Below are 19,033 nucleotides of genomic sequence, written 5' to 3' on the forward strand. Positions count from 1 at the left end.
CGGTGAGGCGTTGGCGGCCGAGTTCCATGCAAGTGCTGGTGGTCGGTGTCATTGCGTTGGCCTTGGCCGGCACCACGCTGCAGGCCTTCGTCGAGAACACCCCCGACGTGGCGACAGCGGCCACCGTGTTCTGCGGTGTGTTCGTCCAGGCCCTGCCCTTTCTGGCACTCGGCGTGGTGATCAGCGGGCTGATCGCGGTCTTCGTCACGCCCGACCGGCTCGCCCGCTGGCTGCCGAGACGCCGGGGCGTGGCGATCCTGGCCGCCGGTGTGGGCGGTGCGGCGCTACCCGGCTGTGAATGCGGTTCGGTGCCGGTGGCACGCAGGCTGTTCGGCGACGATGCCGAGGACGGCACCGTGGGGGCAGCCGCATTGACCTTCATGCTCGCGGCACCGGCCATCAATCCCGTCGTGCTGGTGGCGACCGCCGTCGCGTTCCCCGGCCATCCGCAGATGGTCGCCGCCCGCTGCGCCGCGTCACTGTTCACCGCGCTGATCATGGGAGCGCTCTGGGCCCGGTTCGGCAGCCCCGAGTGGATCACCCGCCGCCTGCCCAAGCCGCATCACGACGAAGGTTCGCGGTGGTCAGTGTTCACCGAAGCCGCCCGCCACGACTTCCTCTCGGCGGCCTCATATCTGGTCGTCGGCGCCGCCGCCGCGGCCGCCCTGCACGTACTGGTTCCACCCTGGGTGTACGAACATCTGGCGGGGCAGCTCGTACTCGGAGTGCTCGTCATGGCGATGCTCGCTGTGGTGCTGGCGTTGTGTTCGGAAGCGGATGCGTTCGTCGCGGCCAGCCTGACCATGCTGCCGCTGCTGCCCCGGTTGGTGTTCCTGGTGGTCGGACCAGCCGTCGACATCAAGCTGTTCGCGATGCAGGCCGGAATGTTCGGCCGCGCGTTCGCCGTCCGGTTCGCCCCCGCCACGTTCGTGGTCGCGACACTGGTGGCGACCGCCGTCGGCCTGCTGATCCTGGGGCCGCAGTGAGCCGCGAGACCGAGAACGCGCTGCTGCTGCTGATCGGGGTCAGCACCGCGCTCATCACCATCAGCGGTGCCTACACCCGCTACGTCAAACCGGGCCTGCTGCCCTACCTCGCCGCGACCGCGATCTTGCTCATCGCGCTGGCCCTCGCCGCGATCGTGCGCGACATCCGACACGGCCGCCGCGAGGACGGACCGGACGAAGCTCACGACCATCCGCACTCCCCCGGCATCGCGTGGCTCCTGCTCATCCCGATCGCACTGCTGGCGTTCGTGGTGCCTCCGGCGATTCGTCCCGATGCCGCGTCAGTGACCGAGGTGTCGACCGATGTGCTGCGCCGGCCGTTTCCGCCGCTGCCCGACGGCCCGGCTCCGGAGATCTCGCTGCCCCAAGCGCTGATTCGCGTGGCCCAGGACTCCGCGGGCACCCTGGACAACCGCACGATCACCGTCACCGGGTTCACCATGCGCGACGGTGACCGCAGCGACCTGGCTCGGGTGGTGATCATCTGCTGCGCGGCCGACGCTCAGCTGGCCCGCATTCGCCTCTCCGGGCCTGCGGCGGCCCAGGTGGCCGGCTATCCGGACAACACCTGGATCAAGGTGGTGGGCACGATCCCGGCGGGACAGAGCGATTCGAGCCGGCGCTCCATTCCGACGATGACAGCCCTGAGCGTGACCCGCACCGAACCCCCGGCACGTCCGTACGCCTACTGACGCGTGAGCCCGCAATCACCGCATTTCGATCCGCCGGGGACCCGGTAGTACAGGCAACAGCTGCGCCGGCGGAACGTGAGGCCGCGCAGGTAGCCGGTGCCGACCAGGTCCCCGGTCGCCAACAGCGATTCGGTGAGATCGCGGGCGTCGTCGGCCAACTCCGGTCGCACCCTGGCGAGCTCATGGGCCGCCGCCACCAGAGCGGCAGCGGCGTTGCCGTACAGCAACCGTGGTGCCATCTTGACCCGCAAGCCGGCGGCCAGCGGCTCGAGGTGCTCGGTGATCACGCTCCGGTACAACCGCTGTGGCAGTGGGCCGTCGACGGGTGTGCCCACCGGGACCGGTAACCGGAGTTCGGTACTGGTGGCATGGCGTTGCAGATCCGCGAGGTCGGGCAGCACGCCGTATCGCAGGGCACATGCCAGCAGCGGTGACCACAACCGCGAGGCATGACTGAACTGGACCAGAGACGCGCCGATGCGCAGATCCGTGGTGCGGTTTCGCGCGGCGGTCGCGTCGACGAGGTCGGCGCAGCCCTGCTCGTAACAGCGTTGCACCGGAACCCAGTCAGTCGGATCGCCACCGAAGGCGATCGCGAAGAAGCCTCCGTACAAGGCGATCTCGCGCAGTTGCGGGTCGATGTTCATCGCCTCGCCACCACCTTGGCAGGAACGGTGACCTGCGGGCTTCCGGTATCGGGGTCAGAGGTGATCCGCGCCTCGACCCCGTACACCTCGGCCAGCAAGCGCTCGGTCAGGACGTCGGCCGGCGCCCCGACCGCGACCAGCCCGCCGTCGGCAAGGACGCAGATCCGATCGCAGTAGGCCGCAGCGAGATTCAGGTCGTGCAACGCCGCGACCACGGTGGCACCGGTCTCCCGCAGCAGCTGCAGGGCCTCGTGTTGATGACGCAGATCGAGATGGTTGGTGGGCTCGTCGAGCACGATCACGTCGGTCCGCTGCGCCAGCGCCCGGGCGATCAGCACGCGTTGCTTCTGCCCTCCCGACAGCCTGCCGTAGCCGGTCCCGCTCAGCTCGGCGATGTCCAGCGCCGTCAACGCCGCGTCGATGATCTCCCGGTCTTCGACGTTGTCGGCCTCGAAGGACCGCTTGTAGGGGGTGCGCCCCATCGCCACCATGTCGAACACGGTGAGCTCGAAATCACCGGTGGCTTCCTGTAATACCGCCGCGACCCGGCGTGCGGCCCGCTTACCCGGCAGCTTCCACACGTCGATGCCGTCGACCAGGACCTGCCCGGTACTCGGCCGCTGCGCCCGGTACAACGTGCGCAGCAGCGTGGTCTTGCCCGCGCCGTTGGGACCCACGACGGCCAGCATCTCACCCGGGACGACCGACAACGACACGTCGGCGATCAACGGTCTGCCGCGCAGCGACACCGAGACCGCATCGAATTCCACGGCCGCCGTCACGTCACGGCCTTTCGCCGCATCAACCACAGGAAGAACGGCCCGCCGGCGAGCGCGGTCAGGATCCCCACCGGCAGCTCCTCCGGCGCGGCCACGGTCCGGGCCACGATGTCGCACACCACCAGGAACGCCGCGCCCAGCAAGGCCGCGGCGGGCAGCGCCCGGCGATGATCGGCACCGACCAGCAGGCGCACCACGTGCGGCATGATCAGTCCGACGAACCCGATGGTGCCGCTGACCGCGACCATGGCCCCGACCATCAGCGCCACGACGACGAACATCCCGGCCCGGAACCGGTGCACATCCAGCCCGAGTGAAGCGGCAGCCTCCTCCCCGGTGTAGAGCAGGTTCAGCGACCGGGTGAAAGCCAGCAGCACCACCACACCGACGAGGACCGCCACCGCGGGCACCCAGACCATGCGCCAGGTGGCACCGCCCAGGCCGCCGAGCATCCACCGCACGGCGGCCTGCGTCTTGTGCGGATCGTCGGAGGTGACGATGAGCAGACTGGCCACCGCGGACAGCACTTCGGCCACCGCGACGCCGGCCAGGATCAACCGCGCCGTCGTCATCCGCCCACCCGAGCGGGCCAGGAAGTACACCGCGACGAGGGCGAGGAAGGCTCCGAGGAAGGCCGCCAGCGGCACGGTGACCACCTGAAGCGCACCGGCGCCGAACACCAGGATCACCACGGCCCCGACCGATGCCCCGGAGGAGACACCCAGCAGCATCGGATCGGCGAGCGGGTTGCGCACCACTGCCTGCAGCGCCATCCCGCATGCCGCCAGGCCGGCGCCCACCACGGCGCCCAGCACGACGCGGGGCAGCCGGGCGTCGAGCACGATGGATTCCCTTACCGCAGGCCAACTCTGCTCGACCAGGCCCGGGTGGACAGCGTGTATCACGATGGCCCACACCTGGCCCGGCGGGATCGACACCGAACCGATTGCCACCCCGGCGGTCATCGCCGCGAGCAACAGCCCGGCCAGCGCGGCGAGGGTGAACCGGTAGGGCATCACACGAACCGGTCCGGGTGCAGCTGCCGGGCCAGCGCGTCCACCGCCCGGCCCACCCGCACGCCGACCACCACCGAGGACAACGGGAGCACCGCGAACCGCTGCTGAGCGACTGCCGGAACATGCTGCAGCAGAGGATGTTCGGTCAGGAACCGCTTTTTCTCGGCGACCGGCTGGTCTCCGTAGTCATAGATCACGATGACCTCGGGCTCCCGCTCGGCGAACTGCTCGAAGGACACGTCGCCCCACACCTTGGGGACATCGGCGAACACGTTGACCCCGCCGGCGGCCTCGATCATCAGGTTGCCTATGCCCTTGCCGCCCGAAGTGAACACGGTCGCCTCGCCGCTGTCGTAGACCGCGACCCGTAACGGCTGGACCCCGCGCAGCCTGTCCGCCGAATCCGCGAGTTCACGGTGCAGCTTCTCGATCTGCTGTCCGGCCCGGTCCGCGACCCCGAATATCGTTCCGATGTTGCGGATTTCGTCATCCACGGTGGACATCGTGACCGGCTCGGGCCGGCAATCCTCGATGTTGAGGTAGGTGTGCACTCCGGCATCGGCCAGGCGTTGCCTGCTGCGGCCCTCTTTCTCGTCGAACGCGCTGTCCCAGCCGCCGTACACGAAATCAGGTTCGACGGCCAGTAACGATTCGTAGGACGGGTATTCCTTGGCCAGCACGGGAACGGCGTCGTAGGCGGCCCGGTACTCGGGCAGGATCTGGTCGTCGAGGTAGGACGTGCCGACCATGGATCTTTCGAGTCCCAGCGCCAGCAGCGTCTCGATCGCGTGCTGGTTGAGTGCGACCGCGCGGGCGGGCGGGCGGTCATAGGTGCTGCTGACGCCGCAATTGTCCACGGTGACCGGGAATCCCGGTGGAGCGTCGCCCTCGGTCTCGGGCGTCGCGGTCGAGGCGCACCCCGAGACCAGTAGCGCCGACGCGAGTCCGGCGATCAGCCAACGAGCAGCCATGGGCGTACCCATCCTCTCCGGGGAGATCCGCCCCAGTACGTGCGAGGTGGCGACTGCGGTGCGTATCTGGCTCTCGACTCCTCAGCGGAGGCTGATCGGTCGATCACAGTGGCGGGACCGCGCCGGATTCACACCGGCTTCCACGATCCGCAGTCGCCCTATCGCCTCGAATGGTAGGTCAAGCGGGGCCGACCACCGGCAGCAGCGCCATCTCCCTGGCGTTCTTGATCGCCGTGGCGACCTGCCGCTGCTGCTGAGGAGTGAGCCCGGTGATACGCCGGGACCGGATCTTGCCCCGCTCACTGATGAAGGTGCGCAGCAGGTGGACCTCCTTGTAGTCGACCTGCGTCACCCCGAGGGCGGTCAACTGATTACGCCTCGGCTTCTTGAGGTCGGTGACCGGTGGGCGCTTCTTGGTGTTCTTCCGGGAATTCGCCGCCATCACCAACTCGACTTCCGCACACCCGGCAGCTCACCGCGGTGCGCCATCTCGCGCACCCGCACCCGCGACAGCCCGAACTTGCGCAGGTGCCCGCGCGGGCGGCCGTCGACCGAGTCTCGGTTGCGCAGCCGCACCGGACTCGAATCACGCGGCAGCCGTTGCAGTGCCGAGACCGCCGCGGCGCGCTGCTCCCGCGTGCTGGCCGGATTGCGGATTGCCTCCTTGAGTTCGGCCCGTCGTTCGGCGTAGCGCTCGACGAGTTTGCGGCGCTGCTCGTTCTTGACGATCTTGGATCGCTTGGCCATCAGCGCTCCTCGCGGAAGTCGACGTGGCGGCGGACGATCGGGTCGTACTTGCGCAGCACGATCCGGTCCGGGTCGTTGCGGCGGTTCTTGCGGGTGACGTAGGTGTACCCCGTCCCCGCGGTCGATCGCAGTTTCACGATCGGCCGGATATCAGTGCTGGCCATCAGATCTTCTCCCCTGCGCTACGCAGCCGCGCCACCACGGCCTCGATGCCGTCGCGGTCGATCACCTTGATTCCCTTGGCGCTGACCCGAAGCCGGATCCGGCGTCCCTCTCCGGGCAGGTAGTAGGTCTTCGTCTGGATGTTGGGGTTCCAACGGCGGCGACTGCGCTTGTGCGAGTGCGACACCGTGTTGCCGAACCCGGGCGAGCGCCCGGTGACTTGGCAGTGGGCAGACATGGGTCTCCTTCGGATGGGGTAGCCTCACGATAATGATAATCGTTTTCAACAACAACCCGATCGGGAGGTGCGGTGCGAACCCCTGTGGTGCTGATCGCCGGTCAAGGTGACAGCGACGGTGTAGCGGAAGAACTGGGCCGCAGGCCGGGAACGGTGCTGGTGCGCCACACCTTCGACGGTCAGGTGGTGCTGCGGACCGTGGCCGACGGCGGCGGGACATCCGACCTCGCCCTGGAGCTGGCCCACGGATGCGTGTCCTGCACGGTCCGCGACGACCTGCTGATCCTGTTGCGGCGCCTGCACCGGCGCAGCGACGTGGAGCGCATCGTCGTGCAGTTGATGCCCTGGCTGGAGGCCGAGCCCGTGTGCTGGGCGATCAACACCATCCGGGTCCACGTCGGCCCGGGTTATCTCGACGGGCCTGCAGCCCGCGACGTCGAGATCGAGGCGGTGATCGCAAGCCTGGACGCGAGCGTCTGGCTGCAACAGTCCGTCGGCGACGAGGAACTGCCCGACGGACGCACCGTCGCCCAGGTGGTCGTCGGGCAGGCCGAGTTCGCCGACATGCTGGTGCTCAACGAGCCCGACGCCACCACACTCGCCGTGCTGCGCCGGCTCGCTCCCCGCGCCCGCATCACCGTCGGCCCCGACCGGGTCGAACTGGGCCTGGCACATCTGGAAGCGAACAGCCGACGGGGACGCACCGCGACACCGCACGATCCGCTCCTGGCCGGCGAACCACCGCTGGAACCCGACGATGAGGTCATCATCGTCGAGTTCGCCGCTCGCCGGCCGTTTCACCCGATGCGCCTGCACGACGCCGTCGACCACCTGCTGGACGGCGTGGTGCGCACCCGCGGGCGGGCCTGGCTGGCCAACCGCCCCGCCGATGTCATGTGGATCGAATCCGCGGGCGGCGGAATGCATTTCAGCAATGCCGGCAAATGGCTGGCGGCGATGGACGCCACCGAACGCGCCTACACCGACCCGGAACGGCTGGCGATCGCCGCGATCGACTGGCACCACGAGTTCGGCGATCGTCACATCTCGCTGACCGTGCTGGTCTGCGGCGCCCGGCCCGGCGAGGTCATCGAGGCACTGCGCGGCGCGCTGCTCACCGACGACGAACTGGCGCGACCCGACGAATGGGCCCACTATCCGGACCCGTTCGGGGATTGGCACGAAGAACCGTGTCTGCCCGGCATCGAAGAGCCCGCGACATCCGCCTACACAGAAGGGGAATCCCAATGAAGCCCGACATCCACCCCGACTATCACCCCGTGGTGTTCCAGGACGCCGCGACCGGCACCCAGTTCCTCACCCGGTCGACGGCCACCAGCGAGCGCACCATCGACTGGCCCACCGCCCAGGGAATTCAGACCTATCCGTTGATCGTCGTCGACGTCACCAGCGACTCACACCCGTTCTGGACCGGGTCGGCCAGGCACATCGACTCGGCCGGACAGGTGGAGAAGTTCCGGCGGCGTTACGGCCGCCGCTAGCCATAGGGTGGGGCCATGCGGCTCAAGCCCGGCAGACCCGACCTGGCCCCCTATGCGCGGTACTTCGACGCGCCGCCGGCTTCCGCGCAATCCCCGGTCACCGTCAGCTGGGCCGGGGTCAGCACGCTGCTGGTCGACGACGGCACGTCGGCGGTTCTCACCGACGGATTCTTCTCGCGGCCTGCGTTGCCGACCGTCGTCCTGGGCAAGCTTTCGCCGTCACTGCCCCGCATCGACGGCAGCCTGGCCCGCCTCGGCATCGACCGGCTCGAAGCGGTGCTGCCGGTGCACACCCACTTCGACCACGCCATGGACTCGGCGGTGGTGGCCAGGCGCACCGGCGCGCGACTGGTCGGCGGCACCTCGACGGCCCAGGTCGGCGTCGGCGGCAGGCTTGCCCCCGAGCAGATCGTCACGGTCACCCCGGGCGAAGCCGTCACCCTCGGCGCCTTTGAGGTCACACTCTTCGAGTCCGAGCACTGCCCACCGGACCGCTTCCCCGGCGTGATCACCACGCCCGTCGTTCCGCCGGTGAAGACCTCGGCGTACAAGTGCGGCGAGGCCTGGTCGACCCTGGTGCACCATCGGCCCAGCGACCACCGCGTGCTGATCGTCGGCAGCGCCGGCGCGGTGCCGGGCGCGCTGGCCGGGCAGCACGCCGAGGTGGTGTACCTGGGGATCGGCCAACTCGGGCTGCAGTCCGAGCGGTACTTCGAGAGCTACTGGGCCGAGACCGTGCGCACGGTCGGCGCGCGCCGCGTCGTGCTGATCCACTGGGACGACTTCTTCCGCCCGCTGCACAAACCGTTGCGCGCACTGCCGTACGCCGGTGACGACCTCGACGTCTCGATGCGGATCCTGACCCGGCTGGCCGAACGTGACAATGTCAGCCTGCACCTGCCGACCCTGTGGGAACGCGCCGACCCGTGGCTCAGCTGAGCCGCTGAAACGCCGGCGGCAACGGCAGGCCCAGATCTGCCAGCACACCGCGCAGCCGCGTCGGGTAATCGGTGATGAGGCCGTCGACGCCGTCCGCGATCAGCGCCCGCATGGCCGCCGGATCGTTGACGGTCCACGGAGTCACCTTCAGACCCAACGCATGTGCCCGCTCCACGAACCCCCGGTCCACCAGCTGATACTGAGGCGACAGCACGGTGGCGCCCACCGACCTGGCGCCGGCGATCGGATCGGCTTCCGTGGCCGGATCGACCCCACCCAGCCACGGAGAACCGGGCACCCACGTCGTGTCATCCCACAGCGCCACCCGTGGCATCGACGGCTCGGCCCGCTGCACCAACGGCAGGGTGCGCCAGTCGAAACTCTGGATGTCGACCTTGTCGACCTTGCCCGCAGCGCGCACGGCGCCCAGGATCACGCCGACGAATTCCTCTGGTGCGGCCGATGTTTCGGGCTTGTCCGCCTCGATCTTCGTCTCGATGTTGAACCGCACGTCGGCGTGGTAGGCGTCGGTCAGCTCGAACACCTCGGGCAAGGTGGCGATCTTGTTGCCGCGCACCACTTCGGCGTCGGGAAACCCGCTGAGCAGCTTGCCGCAGTCCAGGGTGCGGATCTGCTCGAGGGTGAGATCGTGCACCAGCTGCCCGACGTACGGGTACATCGGGTCGCCCGGGAACGCCGGGCCGGTGTCGGTGCATTTGGTCTCGTCGATCCGGGGGTCGTGCCACACCAGGGGTTGCTTGTCCCTCGTCAGCACGATGTCGAGCTCAAGCGTGCTGACCCCGAGCTCCAACGACTTCGCGAAGGCCCGCAGCGACTCCTCGGTCGTCTCGCCGCGCCCGCCACGGTGCGACTGCAGGTCGAATCCGGCGGGCGCCGCGACGGCAGGCGGGACAGACTGGAACGCGGCAGCCAGAGCGAACAACAGGACCATGGAAACGGCAGGACGCATGGTCAGCAACGCTATCGAGCAAGCCCGGTACGGTCAGGTCCGCGCGGCCCGGCCGCGCGAATCGTCATCGGATGTTCGACTGGCCGAAAGGATCCACGCCGTTGATTCTGGCCCTGGTGCTGCTGGCCGTCGTGTTGGTGTTCGCGCTGGCGCGACCCGAGGGCTGGCCCGAGGCCGTCGTGGCGATCCCGGCGGCCGGGCTGCTGATCGCCTGCGACGTGATCTCGCCGGACGAGGCGCTGGCCGAAGCCGAACGCCTGCTGCCCGTGGTCGGATTCCTGGCGGCCGTGCTGGTGCTGGCCCACCTGTGCGACGACGAAGGCCTGTTCCATGCCGCGGGCACGCTGATGGCCCGGGCCAGCAGGGGTGATTCCCGGCGGCTGCTCACCCGGGTGTTCCTGATCGGGGCGACGACGACGGCCGTGCTGAGCCTGGACGCGACCGTGGTGCTGCTGACGCCGGTGCTACTGGCCACCGCGCGCACCCTGTCGATACCGCCGCGGCCGCATGCCTATGCCAGCGCGCATCTGGCCAACTCCGCGTCGCTGCTGTTTCCGGTGTCGAATCTGACGAACCTGTTGGCCTTCGCCGTGGCCGGATTGTCGTTCACGGAATTCAGCGCGGTGATGGCGCTGCCCTGGCTGGCCGTCATCGCCGTCGAGTTCGTCATACTGCGCGTGTTCTTCCGTCACGAGTTGAAACACCCGGCCGCCGACGTGACTCCCCCGCCGCCCGAGGTGCCGGTGTTCGTGCTCGTTGTGCTGGGTCTGACGCTGGCGGGTTTCGTCGTCACCTCGGTGTTCGATGTGTCGCCGGCCTGGGCCGCGCTGGCCGGCGCGGTGGTGCTCGGGGTACGCAGTCTGGCCCAGCGTCGCAGCACGGTGGGCGGGATCGTGCGCGCCGTCAATGCGCCGTTCCTGGCGTTCGTGCTGTGCCTGGGCATCGTGGTCGATGCGGTCGTGCAGAACGGCCTCGGCGACGCCATGCGCGGGGTGCTTCCGGTCGGCGACTCGCTGCCCGCACTGTTGGGTCTGGCGGCGGTGGCGGCCGTGCTGGCCAATCTGGTCAACAACCTGCCCGCCGTGCTGGTACTGCTACCGCTGGTGGCAGGCGCCGGACCCGCAGCGGTGCTGGCGGTGCTGATCGGGGTCAACGTCGGCCCCAACCTGACCTACGTCGGCTCACTGTCAAACCTGCTGTGGCGCAATGTAGTTCACCGAGACGGCCTGTCCGCGCGGTTCACCGAGTTCAGCCGGGTGGGCCTGGCGACCGTGCCGTTCACCTTGGTGGCCGGCGTGCTGGCGCTGTGGGCCGGCCTACGGGTCCTCGGCTGACGGGCGACACCGTTAACTTGCCGGTGCCACCCCGTTCGCATTGACCCGGTAGCACGGCAAGGGTGAACAACAACGCGGCAGTCAGCAGACGGACGTTGCTGCTGGTGGGCGGCACCACCGCGATTCTGGGTGCCGGCGCCGGAGTCGCCGTAGACGGCTCGCTCCGGTCGTCAGGGCCAGAGCTCTGGCAGCGTGAGGACCGCAGCGATGCACCGCGAGTCGGCGGGCTGCACCTCCAGTACGGCGCCGATGCCTCTTCCGAGGTCGTGGTGTCCTGGCACAGCGCCACCCGGGTCGGCAACCCGCGGGTCATGTTCGGCACCCCGAACGACGGCTTCGGCGAGACGGTTGCCGCCGACACCGTCACCTACCGCGACGGACAGTCGGGGACCGAGATCCGGGTGCACCACGCCCGGCTCACCGGCCTGCTGCCCGACACCGACTACGTCTACGCCGCGGTGCACGACGGCACCAGCCCCGAGCTGGGCACCGCCCGAACCGCGCCGCGCGGCCGGGCCGCCTTGCGGTTCACCAGTTTCGGCGATCAGTCGACCCCGACGCTGGATGCCATGGTGGCCGACGCGTTCGGCAGCGACAACCGGGGTTCGCCTGCCGCGGGCGACATCACGACCGCAGTCGAGAATGCCCGGCCGCTGTTCAACCTCGTCAACGGAGACCTCTGCTACGCCAACCTGTCCGGAGACCGGATCAGAACCTGGTCGGACTGGTTCGAGAACAACTCTCGCTCCGCGCGGCACCGGCCATGGATGCCCGCCGCGGGCAACCACGAGAACGAATTGGGCAACGGCCCGATCGGCTACGCCGCGTATCAGACCTACTTCGCGCTGCCCGATTCCGGCGCGGACACCGAGCTGCGCGGAATGTGGTACGCGTTCACCGCGGGCGCGGTACGGGTGATCAGTCTCAACAACGACGACGTGTGCTACCAGGACGGCGGGAACTCCTATGTTCACGGATACTCCGGTGGCGCCCAGAAACGTTGGCTGGAACAAGAACTGGAACGCAGTAGCACCGATTCCGGCATCGACTGGATCGTGGTCTGCATGCACCAGACCGCGGTGTCGACGGCCGACCGCACCAACGGTGCGGATCTCGGGATCCGCGAGAATTGGCTGCCCCTGTTCGACCGCTACGGCGTCGACCTGGTGGTGTGCGGCCACGAACACCACTACGAGCGCTCACACCCGATCCGCGGCGTGCAGCCGACCGACACCCTCACCCCGATCCCGGTCGACGGCCACGGGAAGGCCATCGACACCAGCAGAGGCACAGTGCATCTGGTGATCGGCGGTGGCGGAACCTCGATCCCGTCGAACCGAATGTTCTTCCCCGAACCCCGCTGTCGCGTGCTGACCGGGGTCGGGGCACTCGATCCCGCGCTGGGCAAACGCACACCGCGTTATGTCACCGAAGCTGCCCCGTGGTCGGTGTTCCGGGATCGTGACCACGCCTACGGTTTCGTGATGTTCGATGTCGATCCGGGTTCGCCAGGCGGCGAGACATCGATCGAGGCAACCTATTTCGCGGTCGACGGCCCGTTCGGCCAGACCACTGCGGTGGACCGCTTCACGCTCCGCAAGCCGCGACGGTCCTGAGTCAGAGACTGCGCCGCTGACGGGCGATCTCGGCCAGCACCACACCGGCCGCGACCGAGGCGTTCAACGATTCGGTCGGCCCGGCCATCGGGATCGAGACCACCGCGTCGCAGGTCTCCCGAACCAGCCGGGACAGGCCCTTGCCCTCCGAGCCGACCACCACGACCATCGGTCCCGAGCCTGCGAGCTCGTCGAGCGTGGTGTCACCACCGGCATCGAGGCCGACCACCTGCAGACCGGCGTCGGCATAGCTCTTCAGCGTGCGGGTCAGGTTCGTCGCCCGTGCCACCGGCGTGCGGGCCGCGGCTCCGGCGCTCGTGCGCCAGGCCACCGCGGTCACCGAAGCCGAACGTCGTTGCGGGATCACCACGCCATGCCCGCCGAACGCGGCCACCGAACGCACGATGGCGCCCAGGTTGCGCGGGTCGGAGATGTTGTCCAGCGCGACCAGCAGCGGGGGCTCACCGGATTGCCGGGCAACCTTCAGCAGATCGTCGGGGTGCGCGTAGTCGTAGGGCGGCACCTGCAGGGCCAGGCCCTGGTGCAGCGTGTTGTTGCTCATCCGGTCCAGATCGTGGCGCTGCACCTCCAGGATCGAGATGCCGCGATCGGCCGCGATCTGGACGGATTCGGTGAGCCGCTCGTCGGCCTCGGCGCCGAGCGCGACGTAGAGCGCCGTAGCCGGAACCTTCGCGCGCAGACACTCCACCACGGGGTTGCGGCCCAGCACCAACTCGGTGTCGTCGGTCTTCTTGTGCCTGCCCTGCGCCTGACGCGCGGCCTTGGCGGCCTTCTTGGCGGCCGGATGGTGCGGCCGCTGGTCCGCGCGCGGCGTGGCGCCCCGGCCCTCGAGCCCGCGACGACGCACGCCGCCGGACCCGACCGTCGGCCCCTTCTTGGTGCCCGGCTTGCGCACTGCGCCGCGCCGCTGCGAATTCCCGGCCATCTACGCTCCGTTCCCGTCCAGCAGTGCCCACTGCGGACCGTCGGCGGTGTCGGTGACCTCGATGCCGGCCGCCTTGAGCCGATCTCGGATGGCGTCGGCCTCCGCCCAGTCACGATTGGTCCGGGCCTCGGCCCGGGCGGCCAGCGCCCACTGCACCAGTTCGTCGACGGCAGCCAGCGCGGCCGACGTCTCGTCGCGCGATTCCCAGCGCTCGTCGAGCGGGTCGCAACCCAGGATGCCCATCATCGCCCGGATCGAGGTGGCCTGCGCCATCGCGCCCGCGTGGTCCCCGGCGTCCAGCGCGCGGTTGCCCTCGGCGCGGGCGGCGTGCACCTCGGCCAAGGCCATCGGCACCGCGAGGTCGTCGTTGAGGGCGGCGGCGAATTTCGGCGTCCAGTCGCCCACTGCGACGGCGCCGACCCGGTTGCGGACCCGGTGCAGGAAGTCCTCGATGCCGCTGTAGGCCTTCACCGCGTCCTGCAGCGCGTTCTCGGAGAACTCCAGCATGGACCGATAATGCGCGCTACCCAGGTAGTAGCGCAGCTCGGCAGCGCGAACACGTTGCAGCACAGCGGGAATGGAGAGCACGTTGCCCAGCGATTTGCTCATCTTCTCGCCGCCCATGGTGACCCAGCCGTTGTGCAGCCAGTACCGGGCGAAGCCGTCGCCGGCGGCCTGCGCCTGGGCGATCTCGTTCTCGTGGTGCGGGAACACCAGGTCCATACCGCCGGCGTGGATGTCGAACTCCGCGCCCAGATAGGCCTCGCACATCGCGACGCACTCGGTGTGCCAGCCGGGGCGTCCCCGGCCCCAGGGCGTCGGCCACGACGGCTCTCCCGGCTTGGCGCCCTTCCACAGCGTGAAATCGCGCTGATCGCGCTTACCCGTCGCCACACCCTCGCCCTGGTGCACATCGTCGATCCGGTGCCCGGACAGCGCGCCGTAATCGGGCAGGCTCAGCACGTCGAAGTAGACGTCCCCACCCTGCGCGTAGGCGTGCCCCTTCTCGATCAGCCGGTCGATGAGCTCGACCATCTGGGTGATGTGCCCGGTGGCCCGCGGCTCGGCCGACGGCGGAAGCACGCCCAGCGCGTCGTACGCGGCGCTGAACGCCCGCTCGTACGTGGCGGCCCACTCCCACCACGGCCGGCCTGCGTCGGCCGCCTTGTTGAGGATCTTGTCGTCGATGTCGGTGACGTTGCGGATGAACGCAACGTCGTATCCATTGGCGGTCAGCCAGCGGCGCAACACGTCGAACGCGACTCCGCTACGGACATGGCCGATGTGCGGCAAGCCCTGGACGGTGGCACCGCACAGGTAGATCGAAGCGTGCCCCGGCCGCAGCGGTACGAAATCTCGTACGGCACCCGCCATGGTGTCGTACAGCCGCAAATCGGAGGCAAACCCCGACGCGACGGCTTGAGCGCGATCGGTCACGACGTGCCAGCTTACCGGCCTATTCCGCAGGAACCACCAAAGCGCTGGCTATCGCGGCCAATCCTTCACCCCGGCCGGTCAGCCCGAGCCCGTCGGTGGTGGTGGCCGACACCGACACCGGCGCCCCGATCAGCTCGGAGAGCAGCCGCTGTGCCTCATCCCGGCGCGGCCCGATCTTGGGCCGGTTGCCGATCACCTGGACGGTGGCATTGCCGATCTCGAAGCCCGCCGCGTGCACTAGTCCGCGGACGTGACGCAACATGTCGGCGCCGGTGACCCCGCGCCATTCCGGCCGGTCGGTGCCGAACACCGCGCCGAGGTCACCGAGGCCGGCGGCACTGAGCAGCGCGTCGCACAAGGCGTGGGAGGCGACATCGCCGTCGGAATGGCCGGCGCAGCCGTCTGCGCCGTCGAAAAGCAGCCCCAGTAACCAGCAGGGGCGGCCCGGTTCGATCGGATGGACGTCGGTACCCAGCCCGACCCGTGGAATCAACATGCGTCACGCGCCATGACGGCTTCGGCGAGCAACAGGTCCAGCGGAGTGGTGATCTTGAAGGCCAGCGGATCGCCCTCGACGATCTGCACCGGCGTACCGATCTGCTCGACGAGCGAGGCGTCATCGGTGACCGCGCCGGCACCGGCGCGTTGGTAGGCCCGGCGCAACACGTCGGCGCGGAAGCCCTGCGGGGTCTGTACGGCCCGCAGACCGGCCCGTTCCGGCGTCCCCAGCACCGCACCGTTGGCGTCGACCGCCTTGATCGTGTCGGCCAGTGGAAGGCCAGGAACGACGGCAGCGTGCCCGTCGGCCAGCGCCGCCACCACGCGAGCGATCAGCGTGGGAGGCGTCAACGCCCGGGCCGCGTCGTGAACGAGGACGAAATCGGCGTCCCCTGCGGCGGCCAGAGCCAATTCGACCGATTCGGTTCGATCGGCTCCCCCGGCCACGATCCGCGCGCGCCCACCGAACACCAGGGTGGCTTCATCGGTGAGCGCGGGCGGTACCGCAACCACGACCTGGTCGATCACCCCCGAAGCCAGCAGCCCGTCCAGGGCATGCTCCAACAGGGGCTTGTCCCCCAGATTGACGAACGCTTTCGGTCTGCCCGCACCTAGCCGCTCACCGGAGCCGGCGGCCGGGACGACCGCGACAGTTGTTGCCACGACGCGTCAGGACGCGGCAGCCAGAACCTCATCGAGAATGGTCTCGGCCTTGGCGTCATCGGTGTTCTCGGCCAGCGCGAGCTCGCCCACCAGAATCTGCCGGGCCTTGGCCAGCATTCGCTTCTCACCCGCGGACAGACCGCGTTCCTGATCCCGACGCCACAGATCGCGGACCACCTCGGCAACCTTGTTCACGTCACCGGAGGCCAGCTTCTCGAGATTGGCCTTGTAGCGGCGCGACCAGTTGGTCGGCTCTTCGGTGTGCGGCGCGCGCAGCACCTGGAAAACCTTGTCGAGGCCTTCCTGGCCCACGACGTCGCGGACTCCGACGTACTCGGCGTTCTCTGCGGGCACTCGAACGGTCAGATCCCCCTGGGCGACCTTCAGTACGAGATATTCCTTCTGCTCGCCTTTGATGGTCCGGGTTTCGATCGCCTCGATCAACGCAGCACCGTGGTGTGGATAGACGACGGTGTCTCCGACCTTGAAAATCATCTGATTCGAGCCCCTTTCGCTAGTCCATCCTAACACGGGCCCAGATCACATGCGCACCAACTGCGCAGGTCAGGGGCACTGTAGGTGAAGAACAGGGGTTGACATGGTGACGAAAGCGTGCAACCGCCCGGCCCTCCGGAGGCCCGAAAGGGGTGCCCCCGCAAAGCGGTTGCGAGCCTGGACCACCCGTTGCCGAGTACCTTTTCGACCCCTCTGCCACGCCCTCGCATTCCACCCGCCGACGCCACCTACTACTGTGCATAGTCGAAGTACGCCGACCCAGCTCAGGAGGCTTGAGTGAACCGCTTCGCAATGCGTGCCTCGGCCGGTCTGGCCGCATGTGGCCTGACCGCAGCCGTTCTCACCGGTTGCAGCGCCGGGCAGGTCTCCCAGACGGCGACCCAGGAGCCCGCCGTCAACGGTGTCAACGCACAGGCCGGCTCGATCGCGCTGCGCAACGTGCACCTGCGCGCGCCGCAGCAGAAGGACTACGTCGAGCCCGGCTCCGAGGCCGAGCTGCTGTTCGTCGCAGCCAACGGATCCACCGAGGCGCCCAACAAGCTCGTCTCGATCAAGACCACCGTCGGCGACGTGGCGCTGACCGGGGATCAGACCATCCCGGCGGGTGGCGTCCTCGTGGTGGGCGAGCCCGACGGCCAGACCAAGCCGCTGGAGAAGGCCGAGGCCGCCGACGCCGTCACCGCCAAGGTCACCTTGACCAAGCCGGTCACCAACGGGCTGCTCTACGACTTCACGTTCAAGTTCGAGAACGGCGAGACGACTGTGGCCGTGCCGATCTCGGCAGGCGAGTCGCCCCGGCGCGACACCACCGGCGAGGAGCCCGGCGAGGGCCCCGCAGCCGGCGGCCATCACTGATCTGAGCTACCGCTGACCCGCGGGCCCCGACCGGCGCGTGCACACCGCCGATGTCGGGGCCACCGGTTACTGTCACGGGCGTGGCCGCTTCGAAAGTACGTTCGCAATACCGTTGCTCGGAATGTCAGCACGCCACCCCCAAATGGGTCGGCCGCTGCGCCAATTGCGGCACCTGGGGAACGGTCGACGAAGTAGCGACACTGGCACCGGTGGGCAGCCCTGTCCGCCGCTCGGTGGCCCCGACCTCGCCCGCCGTGCCGATCACCGCCATCGACCCTGGCATCACCCGGCATTTCGCGACCGGGGTCAGTGAGCTGGACCGGGTCCTCGGCGGCGGCCTGGTGGCCGGTTCGGTCACGCTGCTGGCCGGGGAACCCGGAGTCGGCAAGTCCACCCTGCTCCTCGAAGTCGCCAATCGCTGGGCGCACACCGGCCGCCGCGCCCTCTACCTGTCCGGCGAGGAGTCCGCGGGCCAGATCCGGCTGCGGGCCGAACGCACCGGCTGCACGCACGACAACGTCTATCTGGCAGGCGAATCCGATCTGCAGATCGCCCTCGGTCACATCGACGAGGTCAAACCGAGCCTGGTGATCGTCGACTCGGTGCAGACCATGTCCACCACCGAAGCCGACGGCGTGACCGGCGGGGTGACGCAGGTGCGCGCGGTGACGACGGCGCTCACCGGCTACGCCAAGACCGCGGTCGGAGACCCGGCGGTGGCCATGATCCTGGTCGGCCATGTGACCAAGGACGGCGCCATCGCGGGCCCGCGCTCACTGGAGCATCTGGTCGACGTGGTGCTGCACTTCGAAGGCGATCACACGTCGAGCCTGCGCATGGTGCGCGGGGTCAAGAACCGGTTCGGCGCCGCCGACGAGGTCGGCTGTTTTCAGATGCACGACAACGGAATCGAGTGCGTCAGCGATCCGTCCGGACTGTTCCTGGACCAGCGTCCGGCGGCGGTGCCCGGCACCGCCATCACGGTCACCCTCGACGGCAAGCGCCCCATGATCGGCGAGGTTCAGGCGCTCGTCGCCCAGCCGGTTGGGCCGCCCCGGCGGGTCGTCAGCGGAATCGACTCGGCCCGCGCGGCCATGATCGGCGCGGTACTGCAGACCCGGTGCGCCCTGCCGATCGGCAACAACGACATCTACCTGTCCACCGTCGGCGGCATGCGGCTGACCGATCCGTCCTCGGATCTGGCCGTGGCGGTGGCCGTCGCCTCGGCCTACCTCGACATCGCGTTGCCGATGAACGCGGTGGCTATCGGTGAGGTGGGGCTCGTCGGCGATCTGCGCCGGGTCACCGGTATGGACCGCAGGCTGGCCGAGGCCGCCCGGTTGGGGTTCAACATTGCCGTGGTGCCGCCAGGGGTCACCAGCGCGCCGCCGGGACTGCGCGTCATCACCGTCGATCACATCGGGGCGGCGTTACGGGCACTCAAAGACATCGCGATTGCCAGCAATCAATCCCATCACGGACAATAGCGGCCGACCCT

General features: G+C 68.9%; 23 protein-coding genes and 1 riboswitch. Of the genes, 9 read left to right on the plus strand and 14 right to left on the minus strand.

The window, feature by feature from the left end:
* Positions 1-26 precede the first annotated feature (26 nt).
* Together G6N57_RS02520 and G6N57_RS02525 are read left to right on the plus strand one after the other, a co-directional pair.
* Entirely contained in the window at positions 27-986 is a 960-nt protein-coding gene (locus tag G6N57_RS02520; RefSeq protein WP_077738759.1) for a permease, read from the plus strand.
* Positions 983-1,699 (plus strand): TIGR03943 family putative permease subunit, encoded by a 717-nt coding sequence (locus G6N57_RS02525; protein ID WP_077738758.1) that lies wholly within the window; start codon positions 983-985, stop codon positions 1,697-1,699. Before G6N57_RS02520 ends, G6N57_RS02525 begins: the two co-directional genes overlap by 4 nt.
* Here G6N57_RS02525 and G6N57_RS02530 read toward each other — a convergent pair.
* The 8 genes from G6N57_RS02530 to rpmB all read right to left on the minus strand — a co-directional run bounded on the left by G6N57_RS02530 (position 1,693) and on the right by rpmB (position 6,259).
* Entirely contained in the window at positions 1,693-2,346 is a 654-nt protein-coding gene (locus tag G6N57_RS02530) for a (2Fe-2S)-binding protein (protein WP_077738757.1), read from the minus strand. The two genes, G6N57_RS02525 and G6N57_RS02530, sit on opposite strands and share 7 nt — an antisense overlap.
* Positions 2,343-3,128, minus strand: coding sequence for an ABC transporter ATP-binding protein (locus G6N57_RS02535; RefSeq protein WP_077738756.1), 786 nt, complete (start codon positions 3,126-3,128; stop codon positions 2,343-2,345). The genes G6N57_RS02530 and G6N57_RS02535 overlap by 4 nt, the downstream gene beginning before the upstream one ends.
* Positions 3,125-4,141 carry a FecCD family ABC transporter permease gene (locus G6N57_RS02540; RefSeq protein WP_077738755.1) on the minus strand — a complete coding sequence of 339 codons (1,017 nt, stop codon included), beginning with the start codon at positions 4,139-4,141 and terminating at the stop codon, positions 3,125-3,127. The genes G6N57_RS02535 and G6N57_RS02540 overlap by 4 nt, the downstream gene beginning before the upstream one ends.
* The gene (locus G6N57_RS02545) at positions 4,141-5,112 is read right to left on the minus strand and encodes an ABC transporter substrate-binding protein (RefSeq protein ID WP_077741644.1); all 972 of its coding nucleotides are present in this window, start codon (positions 5,110-5,112) and stop codon (positions 4,141-4,143) included. Before G6N57_RS02545 ends, G6N57_RS02540 begins: the two co-directional genes overlap by 1 nt.
* A 40-nt stretch (positions 5,113-5,152) precedes the next feature.
* A riboswitch (cobalamin riboswitch) is annotated at positions 5,153-5,279 on the minus strand.
* 11 nt (positions 5,280-5,290) lie between these two features.
* Positions 5,291-5,554, minus strand: a complete 264-nt coding sequence (gene rpsR, locus G6N57_RS02550) for a 30S ribosomal protein S18 (RefSeq protein WP_077738754.1) — start codon at positions 5,552-5,554, stop codon at positions 5,291-5,293.
* Entirely contained in the window at positions 5,554-5,859 is a 306-nt protein-coding gene (rpsN, locus tag G6N57_RS02555; RefSeq protein WP_075920712.1) for a 30S ribosomal protein S14, read from the minus strand. The genes rpsR and rpsN overlap by 1 nt, the downstream gene beginning before the upstream one ends.
* Entirely contained in the window at positions 5,859-6,023 is a 165-nt protein-coding gene (rpmG, locus tag G6N57_RS02560) for a 50S ribosomal protein L33 (RefSeq protein WP_077738753.1), read from the minus strand. Before rpmG ends, rpsN begins: the two co-directional genes overlap by 1 nt.
* A complete protein-coding gene (gene rpmB / locus G6N57_RS02565) occupies positions 6,023-6,259 on the minus strand; it encodes a 50S ribosomal protein L28 (RefSeq protein WP_044520828.1) in 237 nt (78 codons plus the stop codon). The genes rpmG and rpmB overlap by 1 nt, the downstream gene beginning before the upstream one ends.
* 72 nt (positions 6,260-6,331) lie before the next feature.
* On the opposite strand from rpmB, the gene mrf reads away from it, so the two are divergent.
* Genes mrf through G6N57_RS02580 form a run of 3 tightly spaced genes read left to right on the plus strand, consistent with a single transcriptional unit; the run spans position 6,332 to position 8,700 of the window.
* The gene (mrf, locus tag G6N57_RS02570) at positions 6,332-7,510 is read left to right on the plus strand and encodes a ribosome hibernation factor-recruiting GTPase MRF (protein WP_097926108.1); all 1,179 of its coding nucleotides are present in this window, start codon (positions 6,332-6,334) and stop codon (positions 7,508-7,510) included.
* The gene (locus tag G6N57_RS02575) at positions 7,507-7,761 is read left to right on the plus strand and encodes a type B 50S ribosomal protein L31 (RefSeq protein ID WP_077738752.1); all 255 of its coding nucleotides are present in this window, start codon (positions 7,507-7,509) and stop codon (positions 7,759-7,761) included. Before mrf ends, G6N57_RS02575 begins: the two co-directional genes overlap by 4 nt.
* Positions 7,762-7,776: 15 nt before the next feature.
* Positions 7,777-8,700 carry an MBL fold metallo-hydrolase gene (locus tag G6N57_RS02580; protein ID WP_077738751.1) on the plus strand — a complete coding sequence of 308 codons (924 nt, stop codon included), beginning with the start codon at positions 7,777-7,779 and terminating at the stop codon, positions 8,698-8,700.
* On the opposite strand, the gene G6N57_RS02585 is transcribed toward G6N57_RS02580, so the two are convergent.
* Positions 8,693-9,670, minus strand: coding sequence for a glycerophosphodiester phosphodiesterase (locus G6N57_RS02585; protein ID WP_077741642.1), 978 nt, complete (start codon positions 9,668-9,670; stop codon positions 8,693-8,695). The two genes, G6N57_RS02580 and G6N57_RS02585, sit on opposite strands and share 8 nt — an antisense overlap.
* Positions 9,671-9,741: 71 nt before the next feature.
* Between G6N57_RS02585 and G6N57_RS02590 the strand changes: the two genes are divergently transcribed.
* A complete protein-coding gene (locus G6N57_RS02590; RefSeq protein ID WP_097926109.1) occupies positions 9,742-11,004 on the plus strand; it encodes an SLC13 family permease in 1,263 nt (420 codons plus the stop codon).
* A 62-nt stretch (positions 11,005-11,066) separates the two neighbouring features.
* Positions 11,067-12,620, plus strand: a complete 1,554-nt coding sequence (locus G6N57_RS02595; RefSeq protein WP_077738750.1) for a purple acid phosphatase family protein — start codon at positions 11,067-11,069, stop codon at positions 12,618-12,620.
* Between the two features lies 1 nt (position 12,621).
* Here G6N57_RS02595 and rlmB read toward each other — a convergent pair whose 3' ends face one another.
* From rlmB to carD, 5 genes are read right to left on the minus strand one after another with little or no spacing between them, the layout of a single operon-like run.
* Positions 12,622-13,566, minus strand: coding sequence for a 23S rRNA (guanosine(2251)-2'-O)-methyltransferase RlmB (rlmB, locus tag G6N57_RS02600; protein WP_077738749.1), 945 nt, complete (start codon positions 13,564-13,566; stop codon positions 12,622-12,624).
* Positions 13,567-15,003, minus strand: a complete 1,437-nt coding sequence (gene cysS / locus G6N57_RS02605) for a cysteine--tRNA ligase (RefSeq protein WP_097926110.1) — start codon at positions 15,001-15,003, stop codon at positions 13,567-13,569.
* A 19-nt stretch (positions 15,004-15,022) separates the two neighbouring features.
* Positions 15,023-15,499, minus strand: coding sequence for a 2-C-methyl-D-erythritol 2,4-cyclodiphosphate synthase (ispF, locus tag G6N57_RS02610; protein WP_077738748.1), 477 nt, complete (start codon positions 15,497-15,499; stop codon positions 15,023-15,025).
* Positions 15,493-16,164: a 2-C-methyl-D-erythritol 4-phosphate cytidylyltransferase gene (gene ispD / locus G6N57_RS02615; RefSeq protein WP_077738747.1), complete on the minus strand. Its 672-nt coding sequence runs from the start codon at positions 16,162-16,164 to the stop codon at positions 15,493-15,495. Before ispD ends, ispF begins: the two co-directional genes overlap by 7 nt.
* A 6-nt stretch (positions 16,165-16,170) precedes the next feature.
* Positions 16,171-16,659: an RNA polymerase-binding transcription factor CarD gene (gene carD, locus G6N57_RS02620; RefSeq protein WP_003921720.1), complete on the minus strand. Its 489-nt coding sequence runs from the start codon at positions 16,657-16,659 to the stop codon at positions 16,171-16,173.
* A 297-nt stretch (positions 16,660-16,956) separates the two neighbouring features.
* Here carD and G6N57_RS02625 point away from each other — a divergent pair, with 297 nt between their 5' ends.
* Both G6N57_RS02625 and radA read left to right on the plus strand, forming a co-directional pair.
* On the plus strand, positions 16,957-17,535 hold the full coding sequence (locus tag G6N57_RS02625; RefSeq protein ID WP_077738746.1) for a copper chaperone PCu(A)C domain-containing protein: 579 nt from the start codon (positions 16,957-16,959) through the stop codon (positions 17,533-17,535).
* Between the two features lie 50 nt (positions 17,536-17,585).
* A complete protein-coding gene (gene radA / locus G6N57_RS02630) occupies positions 17,586-19,022 on the plus strand; it encodes a DNA repair protein RadA (RefSeq protein WP_077738745.1) in 1,437 nt (478 codons plus the stop codon).
* Positions 19,023-19,033: the final 11 nt, after the last annotated feature.

The sequence above is a fragment of the Mycolicibacterium boenickei genome, from assembly GCF_010731295.1.
GTDB lineage: Bacteria > Actinomycetota > Actinomycetes > Mycobacteriales > Mycobacteriaceae > Mycobacterium > Mycobacterium boenickei.

Excerpts from the sequence above, each read along its gene's own strand:
- G6N57_RS02520 (WP_077738759.1), top strand. The coding sequence starts at position 27 with ATGCAAGTGCTGGTGGTCGGTGTCATTGCGTTGGCCTTGGCCGGCACC.
- G6N57_RS02530 (WP_077738757.1), bottom strand. The coding sequence starts at position 2,346 with ATGAACATCGACCCGCAACTGCGCGAGATCGCCTTGTACGGAGGCTTC.
- G6N57_RS02540 (WP_077738755.1), bottom strand. The coding sequence starts at position 4,141 with ATGCCCTACCGGTTCACCCTCGCCGCGCTGGCCGGGCTGTTGCTCGCG.
- G6N57_RS02545 (WP_077741644.1), bottom strand. The coding sequence starts at position 5,112 with ATGGCTGCTCGTTGGCTGATCGCCGGACTCGCGTCGGCGCTACTGGTC.
- rpsR (WP_077738754.1), bottom strand. The coding sequence starts at position 5,554 with ATGGCGGCGAATTCCCGGAAGAACACCAAGAAGCGCCCACCGGTCACC.
- rpsN (WP_075920712.1), bottom strand. The coding sequence starts at position 5,859 with ATGGCCAAGCGATCCAAGATCGTCAAGAACGAGCAGCGCCGCAAACTC.
- rpmG (WP_077738753.1), bottom strand. The coding sequence starts at position 6,023 with ATGGCCAGCACTGATATCCGGCCGATCGTGAAACTGCGATCGACCGCG.
- rpmB (WP_044520828.1), bottom strand. The coding sequence starts at position 6,259 with ATGTCTGCCCACTGCCAAGTCACCGGGCGCTCGCCCGGGTTCGGCAAC.
- G6N57_RS02575 (WP_077738752.1), top strand. The coding sequence starts at position 7,507 with ATGAAGCCCGACATCCACCCCGACTATCACCCCGTGGTGTTCCAGGAC.
- G6N57_RS02580 (WP_077738751.1), top strand. The coding sequence starts at position 7,777 with ATGCGGCTCAAGCCCGGCAGACCCGACCTGGCCCCCTATGCGCGGTAC.
- G6N57_RS02585 (WP_077741642.1), bottom strand. The coding sequence starts at position 9,670 with ATGCGTCCTGCCGTTTCCATGGTCCTGTTGTTCGCTCTGGCTGCCGCG.
- G6N57_RS02590 (WP_097926109.1), top strand. The coding sequence starts at position 9,742 with ATGTTCGACTGGCCGAAAGGATCCACGCCGTTGATTCTGGCCCTGGTG.
- rlmB (WP_077738749.1), bottom strand. The coding sequence starts at position 13,566 with ATGGCCGGGAATTCGCAGCGGCGCGGCGCAGTGCGCAAGCCGGGCACC.
- ispF (WP_077738748.1), bottom strand. The coding sequence starts at position 15,499 with ATGTTGATTCCACGGGTCGGGCTGGGTACCGACGTCCATCCGATCGAA.
- carD (WP_003921720.1), bottom strand. The coding sequence starts at position 16,659 with ATGATTTTCAAGGTCGGAGACACCGTCGTCTATCCACACCACGGTGCT.
- radA (WP_077738745.1), top strand. The coding sequence starts at position 17,586 with ATGTCGGGGCCACCGGTTACTGTCACGGGCGTGGCCGCTTCGAAAGTA.